The sequence below is a fragment of the Acinetobacter sp. ANC 4654 genome (assembly GCF_002135425.1).
Lineage (GTDB): Bacteria > Pseudomonadota > Gammaproteobacteria > Pseudomonadales > Moraxellaceae > Acinetobacter > Acinetobacter kyonggiensis.
Genome location: NZ_NEGL01000018.1, coordinates 1 through 8,322, shown reverse-complemented (window position 1 = coordinate 8,322; position 8,322 = coordinate 1). Strand labels below are relative to the sequence as shown.

Here is an 8,322-nt window from a genome sequence, read left to right as displayed (position 1 = left end):
GTCGTGAATACCCCCTATTTTTTGCATTTAATTATGACTACAGAGCGAGTGTCTACGAGCGAACACTGAAAAGTCGCGCCTAGACTTTCTGAAAAACAGTTTTTACGGCATGTGAATGCTCAAAGAAAAGTGATTTAAATGTAGAAAATTGAGTCTAGACCGAGCGAAGCGAGCAAAAGCTTATGAGCGAAGCGAATTCCGAGCTGCTTTTGATTTTGCTTTTTCAATATTTTAATTAGATCTGGTATTCACTAAAAATTGCCCCTTCAAACTGAGCGAAAGCGAAGTTCAATAGAGCTTGAGCGTAGCGAAAACATAGGGCAATTTTTTATGCTCTAGGCTTTTAATTATTTTTAAGCTTTTAAATGCTTTTAGGTAGCTTGAAAGCCTTTATTTATAAGCGATGTAGCTATCAATATCCTAGGTTTACCTTGCAATACTCCTAGGTTTACCTTGCAATACTCCTAGGTTTACCTTGCAATACTCCTAGGTTTACCTTGCATATAACTAGTAAATATTATACAAAGTAAATACTAGATTAAAAAAATACTAGGATAATAAAATTTGAAACCGTTAGTAGTTAAAGATAATGCACTGATAGATGCTAGTTACAATCTGGATTTAGTTGAGCAACGATTAATTTTATTGGCGATTGTTGAAGCTCGGCAAAGTGGCAAAGGTATTAATGCAAATGATCCTTTAACAGTTCATGCTGAAAGTTATATTAGCCAATTTAGCGTACATCGAAATACAGCCTATCAAGCTTTAAAAGATGCATGTAAAGACTTATTTGCTCGGCAATTTAGCTATCAAGAAATATCAGCTAAAGGCAATACAATAAACAAAATGAGTAGATGGGTTAGTGAAGTAGGCTATATAGATAATGAAGCGGTAGTTCAGCTAATTTTTGCTCCTGCTATAGTTCCCTTAATTACTCGATTAGAAAAGCAGTTTACTAAATATGAACTACAGCAAATTAGTAACTTAAACAGTGCTTATGCTGTACGTTTATATGAAATTCTTATTGCATGGCGTAGTACTGGCAAAACTCCAATTTTACCCTTAGAAGAATTTAGAAAAAAAATGGGCGTTCTTGATACTGAATATATTCGTTCAGACAACTTTAAAAAATGGGTGATAGAGCTACCTATTAAACAAATCAATGAACATACAGATATTACAGTTAAGTATGAGCAACATAAAACAGGTAGATCTATTTCAGGTTTCTCATTCACTTTTAAACAGAAGAAACTTAATGCTCCAGTAGTCGACACAAAAAGAGATCCTAATACTTTTGATTTATTTTCAAAGATGACAGATGCTCAACGTCATATGTTCGCTAATAAGCTTTCAGAGCTTCCTGATATGGGTAAATATTCTCATGGTACAGAAAGCTTCCAGCAATTTGCTGTGCGTATTGCTGAAATGCTACAAGATCCTGAACGATTTAAAGAACTCTATCCATATCTTAAAAAAGTTGGATATCGTTAAAACAGTGATGTAACGTTACATGACAACTTAATGTTTACTGATACACATTTTTTTATTTGGGCTACATGATGAAAGCATTGTCTGTTATTGAGTTGGCTAATCTATATGGAATGAATCGCCAAAGCATTTATAAACGCATTAATAAAGGGGATTTATCTAAAAATAGTGATGGAAAAATTGATTTTTCAGAAGCTCTACGTGTATTTGGGGAACCATCTAATAAAAATAAGGATGTAACCACGTTACAGTCTGCTACGGTACAAAAAGAGACAGAAGTAGACATGCTAAAACAACATGTAGACATGCTAAAACAACATGTAGACATGCTAAAACAACAACTAGAACTTGCACATGAGCGAGAAGTTTTCCAACGAGAACAACTAGAAGCAAAAGACAATCAGATAGAAGCAATACAACGACTACTAAAAGCACCAAAAGCCAATCTGACTACGTTTACCGATCAGAAATTTAATGAAGATATAGCAACGGATCCTCGGTCTGAGCCTGAGCAGAACTATGACGGATTGACTACTTTGGTTGAAAAAGAAAATAAGCGCATTCCAGTGCCAGAGCATGTTGAACTGGAGCCACCGAAAAGGGGCTTTCTAAGCCGGTTTTTCTTACCAAATGGCTAACCGATCTGTTTAGGTGTACTAATCAAAGTTGTGGAACTTTGATTAAATATTAGGCGTGGAACACGACTATTCACGTAAAAATCCCAACCGGTGAGGATTGGGCTTTCACAGATACGATAAGACTATGAATTAAAAAGAATAAATTAGAGCATTTCGTATAAGGTGTATTATGTTAATTTTAGGAAATCTTAATCTTGTCACTTATTCCTGAACATAAAAAATAATAGCCTTTTATGAAATTTATCTGTCTGTTGCAATTTTAACAATTTTACTTATATATGATTTTTAAAATGACTAGACCTCTTAAACCAGGACCGAAACCAATTGCTAAATCTACTGGTAAGGTTGATAAAAGAAGACGTGATAATAAGAAGACTCCAAAAAATAATGATGATTTGAAACCTAGTAAATCATCTGAAAAATAGCTGGAGGCAGACGTGAAAATAATGCTGTCTATAATTCAGTAGACTCACGACAATCCTGAGCATTAAGGGGATGATTAAATTTAATTATTTCTCTATTATTTAACATAATGGGCGTTATACGAAACTACATAGATATTTTAATCGGTGAACAAAAATTGGTGCAAAATAAATATTTATAAATCAGATATCTACAAAAGGGGCTATTTCTAATACTTTTTTTATTTTATTTTCTTTTTTTACTTTCCATTCATCATTGATTAAACCAAAAAGTTCAATTTGTTTTGAAAAAGCGATTCGACGGAAATCTTGTCCTCTGGTTCTATTTTTAAGTTCAAAATCAAACGAATAGCTAGATATAAAATCATCCATTATCCAATAAAGCAACTCTTCAAAATCCTTGGTTGTTTTTTCAAAAACAACTTCTCCTCGTTCTTCAGAAATATACCAATATTTGTTTTCATGGATTAATACATATGGAGCTCCATCATTCTGAACTGCGGGCCAAACTCTTTTTTTTTCCAGCCCAATTTTTTCACAAATTTGATCAACCTTAGCTTGAATTTCTGAAAACGTAAGCATTATTCTTTGATTCTCCAAATGTTCTTAATATCTATTTAACATAAAATCTCTTATGCGAAATTCAAAAATGGGAGCCTATCGCTCCCATTTTTGATTAATGATTTTTTAAGTCTTTTAACATTGCTTCACGTAAAATTTTATTCATACGTGTCTGATAGCCCTTACCTTGATCTTTTAACCATGCCAGTACATCAGCATCAAGGCGAACCGAGGTTTGTTGCTTCACTGGACGATAAAATTGCCCATGACGAACAGCATTACTCCAGTCTGTAATTTCAGGAATATCAGATAAATCTAATTGTTCATCTGGTACAGTTCCCTTCGCAAGCAAGCGTTGAATCTCAGCATCTTGCTTGTCGCTGAAATTTTCATTCAGATCTTTGCGTGTATATCTAACCATGCTCATATTGATTTCGCTCCGCTTTGGTTACTTGCCTTGCACTAATGATTCGTATGATTTCAAAGTCATCTTCATCAAAGATGGTATGAGCTACTAAGAGCATTAGTACGCCTTTTACTTTTCCAATGGTCTGCCAACGTTCTTCACCATCGGTATGTCTGTCCTGGATGGAAATCCTCAGTGGATCTTCAAAAACAAAGCTTGCCGTTTCGAAAGAGAGATCGTGCTTTTTCTGATTCTTTCGATTCTTTTCCTCATCCCATTCGAAATATTGTTCCATAAAAAACATTCAAATTTGTATATACAATAATGTATCACATATTTGTATCACTTAAGCTAAAAAGCGTAAATAGTGGTCAATTTTATTGGCGGAATATATCAAAACTGCTCACAAAAAAGCCGACTTGTGTCGAAGTCGGTTTTTTACTGTTTTTAAGGTGGGTCAAATTTTTTAACTATATGAAAAACAAAGTATTTTCATAATGCATTTCGCATAAGCGCTATTATGTTAAGTGGTGGTTATTCACTCATTATAAAAAATGGAATAAAATTATTTCAATAGTTTACTGTTCTAGAAAACCTACATGAAATACAGCCACTTAGCGGAAAATGCTCTGATGATAAATTAGGTATCGATAATGAAAGATTTTTATGAAGAATGGTTTCCATTAGGAGATGATTTACCACTGCTAGATTATGTTTCAATGGAGAGCATTTATGCAGGTAAATTAAAGTTTTTATTTAAAAGAACAAAGAAATCTACATATGATGCTGTTAACTTGAATGAAAAGATTGTTGTTGAATTTGAGCTACAGCCTATTTCTTATAGAGTAAGTGATGAAAGTTACCGTCAGCGAACACTTAATGCATTGCCTACAAATAGAAATGGGTCATTTTTTATATCAAATCAATCATTTTTTTTGAGAGATTTTTATAGTGATGCAGGGGAAATATATCAAGATATAGAGTGCGAACATTTATTAATAGTTACACCAAATACTTACTTTGATTTTATTTTGGATGAACGCCCACAAATATATATTTCTCATTAGTTTTTAGAAGTCAATATTTTGTCCAACTACTCATTCGTGAATAGTTGGTTTTTTATTTCTTATTGTCCAAGCAGAGGAAGAACGGGTGTCCAGTAGTTTATAGGTACAGACACTTTAAATGGGTTCTAACATCTGAATTTCGTATAAGCACCATTATGTTAAATGGAGCCAAGCTATAACTGTAATATAATTAAAAATATTCATTGAATGCTTTCACGATAAACTTCAAGCCTCAGTTTAAATGAGAAATAACTTATGATATCGAATCAGTGGAATTGGTCAGATTTTGGATTGGTAGGCGATAATAGTGGTATCAGTTTCGAAGAAATTGAACAGATAGAATCTATTCTAGATATAAAGTTTCCTACTTCGTATAAAGATCTAGTTCATTATGCAAATCCTGCATATATAGAAATAGGTTGCTTTGATTATGATCTTGATAATGAAGGATCTATAAGTGATTTTTTCCCTTTAACTATAAGCTATGATCATGATTCTGTCCTATGGCACAGTACTAATAATGAACATGTTCCAAAAGATATGGTGCCTTTCGCAAGAGATGCTGGAGATTTTTTAATTTGTTTTGATTATCGAGAGAGTAAGCTAAAACCTAAGATTATTTTTTTAGACCCTTTTTCACAGGACTTGTGGATAGTATCAGATGACTTTGAAAATTTTTTAAAAATTTTACATGCATAAATAGTTAAAAGTTATCCTCTTTAATTTTTGGAATTCTATATTTTTTTGATAATTAAAGAAATTTAAAAATTTCGTATAATGCCCATTATTTTAAATAACACTGAATTTTCATCCTTATAAAGTACTATTACCAATCTACAAAATTAAATATAGCTTTAATTCAAAGGCAGAAAATGAAAATTTTCAAAATTATATACATCGCTTTAGGACTAATACTTTCTATGGAAACTCTAGCTAATCCAACATTTTCAAATGACTTATTAATAAAAGCTAAAAATGGAGATTCATCAGCACAACTAGAATTAGCTGATGTCTATATACACGGTTATGGGGTTGATGAGGATGAAGCCGAAGCTGAGCGCTGGGCTGTTAAATCAGCAGAAAATGGGAGTGTTAATGCAATGTATTGGCTTGGTGATGGTTACGCGACATATGCTGATTTATTAGGCGACATGGATCCAACTGATGCTGAAGAGCACTATAAAAAAGCCTTTGTCTGGTTTTCAAAAGGGACTGATCTGGATCATACGGATTCTATGGTAGGTTTAGCTAAGTTGTATCGCAATGGTGAAGGAATAACTAAGGATATAGACAAAACATTAGGTTTATTAAGTAAAGCGGCATCTCTTGGTAGCAAGGAAGCTATGAGGGAGCTTGAATTTATGTATCAATACGGGGTAGGTGTAGAACAAAATCAAGATAAAGCAAAATTCTGGGAAGATAAGGCACAGATGTAACCATTTAGAATAATTAAAATTAGCATAATAAGCCTTATAAAAAATCTAGAATGGGAGTCTTAAGCTCCCATTTTTACTGTATTTTTTGAAAAATTTCGTATAACAGCCATTATGTTAAATAGCTAAGAAATACTGTATTTTTATGACTTAAATAACATCACGAATCTATAAAATGAAATGGTCTAAATTAATTGATTTTGATGAGCAATATTTACAGCGTGGTTATCTTTTAAAATTTAAAGCACATTATCCATTTGAAGAAGAGGTAATAATGATGCTTGCTGAAGCACCCGATAAAGATGGTTTCGCTCTAATAACAATTAGTGGCTATAAAGCAGGTATTAATTGTTATCAAAAGCTACCAGTATCCGAAATAACGAAAGATTGGCTTATATTTAATTGGAAAAAATGGGTTTGGCCTGAGAGTGAGCTCGATGATGTCTTTGTACGTTCTCAATTGAATTATGATGAAATATAATTTAGCTTTTCTAAAATTAACATAATACACCTTATACGAAATGCCTGATTTACAGGCATTTCTAGTATTCAGTTAACATCAAAACCCTTATACGAAATTTGATAAAAAAAGACTTTAGCCCTTTTTTCTATCCCGTCTCAATCGTTGATCTTTAGGCTTTTGCTTATTCCGTTTATTCAAATAAATCTGATCTGCATTTCGACAAGCCATTTCAAACTCTTTCATATTCCAAGCTTTTTTAGCAGTGAATCGCACATAATGTAAGTTTTTTGGAAAATACATTTGATTCAGCTTCTTCTGTTCGGGATCTCGGGCATTTAATACCGACCTCATCATGGCCTGTAACGTGCCAATTTGATGACGTGTACCATGAAAATTACCCTTGGAACTCAATCTAAAAGTGGCTTCTTTCAAACGATCAGCCTGTTCAGTCGAAATTAAATCAATTTTTTTATTCAACTCCCGCGTTGCCGATTGCATAAATTCTTGCGATAGATACCACGTAAAACGGACTTTCTTCTGAGAATATCGTTGAAAAAACTCCAAATGCTTTTTACGAACCCCACGTAATGCACGAGTTAACTCCTTCAATCGTTCGTTATAGCTCACCTCATCGTTAAATTTAACCCCAAATCGTTGCAGTAAGAACGTACTCACGGATACCTGATTCCAACGTGTATGTTCATTCTCTAAAAAAGCAAAGCCAAAAATACGTTGAATACTGAAAAAACGCCTGACATCAGAGGCATCAAAAGGCTTAAACACCCGATAGACCAGATCTTGATTACTATCAATGGTTTTTACACGCTTCGCATGAACATTAAAAATAACGCCAAAGCGTTCAGGATGATAATAAACCCGAGAAAATTGCGGTTTAAGATCACTGAACTCGATGTATTGTCCCAGTACATAATCCCCATAGCGCAGCAGTTTTTCTTTTTTAGTGGTCAAAAGGCTATTCAATTTTTGCTTCTGTACCATGCTCGAATTTTTAGCGAGTATTTCTTTTAGCGTCAGCTTACTTCTTCGTGCTTCTCTGTAGCCCGTGGTAAATAACCAAAACTGAAATACCTCATTTTTTGCTGGATCATAATTGATGACCAAACTCCACACCGGCTCCCCATAGTCCGATTTTTTCTTACGCACAGTATCAGAAAACCAAAACTTTGCACTGCCGTTAGAAATGCATTGCATAAGGCTTAAAAGACAATCTGTTTTCGTTGTGGTGTAGTAGATCATTATTCAATCAAAACGTGCTTTTTATGCGGAAAGCATGAAAGTTTATCTATGACTTTAAAAGAATAAAAAACACCATATAGACAAAAATAGGATTCGTTTTGATCGATGATGGTCTTTGTGTAAATAAGAGTTCCAAATTTGAGCGTCAGCATCAGGTAGAAATTGATTTAAAAGATTCAAAGCTGTTTTTAAAATGTTGTCCTAGCGAAAAAGTGAATATGCAATTAAAAGCGTTCTTTTGCGTTTTAAGCCACTTTAAGTTAATTCCATACCTAACTAATCAATCATCAAAAAAGTCGTGAATACCCCCTATTTTTTGCATTTAATTATGACTACAGAGCGAGTGTCTACGAGCGAACACTGAAAAGTCGCGCCTAGACTTTCTGAAAAACAGTTTTTACGGCATGTGAATGCTCAAAGAAAAGTGATTTAAATGTAGAAAATTGAGTCTAGACCGAGCGAAGCGAGCAAAAGCTTATGAGCGAAGCGAATTCCGAGCTGCTTTTGATTTTGCTTTTTCAATATTTTAATTAGATCTGGTATTCACTAAAAATTGCCCCTTCAAACTGAGCGAAAGCGAAGTTCAA

At 33.6% G+C, this 8,322-nt stretch carries 10 protein-coding genes; 6 read left to right on the top strand and 4 right to left on the bottom strand.

The window, feature by feature from the left end; genetic code table 11:
* Positions 1 to 564: 564 nt before the first annotated feature.
* Both repM and B9T24_RS16505 read left to right on the top strand, forming a co-directional pair.
* Positions 565 to 1,491 (top strand): replication initiation protein RepM, encoded by a 927-nt coding sequence (gene repM, locus B9T24_RS16510; protein ID WP_086166796.1) that lies wholly within the window; start codon positions 565 to 567, stop codon positions 1,489 to 1,491.
* A 68-nt stretch (positions 1,492 to 1,559) separates the two neighbouring features.
* A complete protein-coding gene (locus B9T24_RS16505) occupies positions 1,560 to 2,126 on the top strand; it encodes a plasmid replication DNA-binding protein (protein ID WP_171264933.1) in 567 nt (188 codons plus the stop codon).
* Between the two features lie 605 nt (positions 2,127 to 2,731).
* On the opposite strand, the gene B9T24_RS16500 is transcribed toward B9T24_RS16505, so the two are convergent.
* The 3 genes from B9T24_RS16500 to B9T24_RS16490 form a co-directional block, all read right to left on the bottom strand.
* On the bottom strand, positions 2,732 to 3,130 hold the full coding sequence (locus B9T24_RS16500; RefSeq protein ID WP_086166794.1) for an Imm63 family immunity protein: 399 nt from the start codon (positions 3,128 to 3,130) through the stop codon (positions 2,732 to 2,734).
* A 94-nt stretch (positions 3,131 to 3,224) separates the two neighbouring features.
* A complete protein-coding gene (locus B9T24_RS16495; RefSeq protein WP_086166793.1) occupies positions 3,225 to 3,536 on the bottom strand; it encodes a BrnA antitoxin family protein in 312 nt (103 codons plus the stop codon).
* The gene (locus tag B9T24_RS16490) at positions 3,523 to 3,810 is read right to left on the bottom strand and encodes a BrnT family toxin (protein WP_086166792.1); all 288 of its coding nucleotides are present in this window, start codon (positions 3,808 to 3,810) and stop codon (positions 3,523 to 3,525) included. The genes B9T24_RS16495 and B9T24_RS16490 overlap by 14 nt, the downstream gene beginning before the upstream one ends.
* A gap of 358 nt (positions 3,811 to 4,168) precedes the next feature.
* Here B9T24_RS16490 and B9T24_RS16485 point away from each other — a divergent pair, with 358 nt between their 5' ends.
* The 4 genes from B9T24_RS16485 (at position 4,169) to imm45 (ending at position 6,496) form a co-directional block, all read left to right on the top strand.
* The gene (locus B9T24_RS16485) at positions 4,169 to 4,582 is read left to right on the top strand and encodes a hypothetical protein (protein WP_086166791.1); all 414 of its coding nucleotides are present in this window, start codon (positions 4,169 to 4,171) and stop codon (positions 4,580 to 4,582) included.
* 255 nt (positions 4,583 to 4,837) lie between these two features.
* Positions 4,838 to 5,281 carry an SMI1/KNR4 family protein gene (locus B9T24_RS16480; protein WP_086166790.1) on the top strand — a complete coding sequence of 148 codons (444 nt, stop codon included), beginning with the start codon at positions 4,838 to 4,840 and terminating at the stop codon, positions 5,279 to 5,281.
* 173 nt (positions 5,282 to 5,454) lie between these two features.
* Complete coding sequence (locus B9T24_RS16475; protein WP_171264932.1) at positions 5,455 to 6,018, top strand: tetratricopeptide repeat protein; 564 nt, start codon at positions 5,455 to 5,457, stop codon at positions 6,016 to 6,018.
* A 172-nt stretch (positions 6,019 to 6,190) separates the two neighbouring features.
* Positions 6,191 to 6,496, top strand: coding sequence for an Imm45 family immunity protein (gene imm45 / locus B9T24_RS16470; RefSeq protein WP_086166789.1), 306 nt, complete (start codon positions 6,191 to 6,193; stop codon positions 6,494 to 6,496).
* Positions 6,497 to 6,610: 114 nt separating this feature from the next.
* Here the strand turns inward: imm45 and B9T24_RS16465 are convergent, their stop codons facing one another.
* Complete coding sequence (locus tag B9T24_RS16465) at positions 6,611 to 7,690, bottom strand: hypothetical protein (protein WP_086166797.1); 1,080 nt, start codon at positions 7,688 to 7,690, stop codon at positions 6,611 to 6,613.
* Between the last annotated feature and the right edge of the window lie 632 nt (positions 7,691 to 8,322).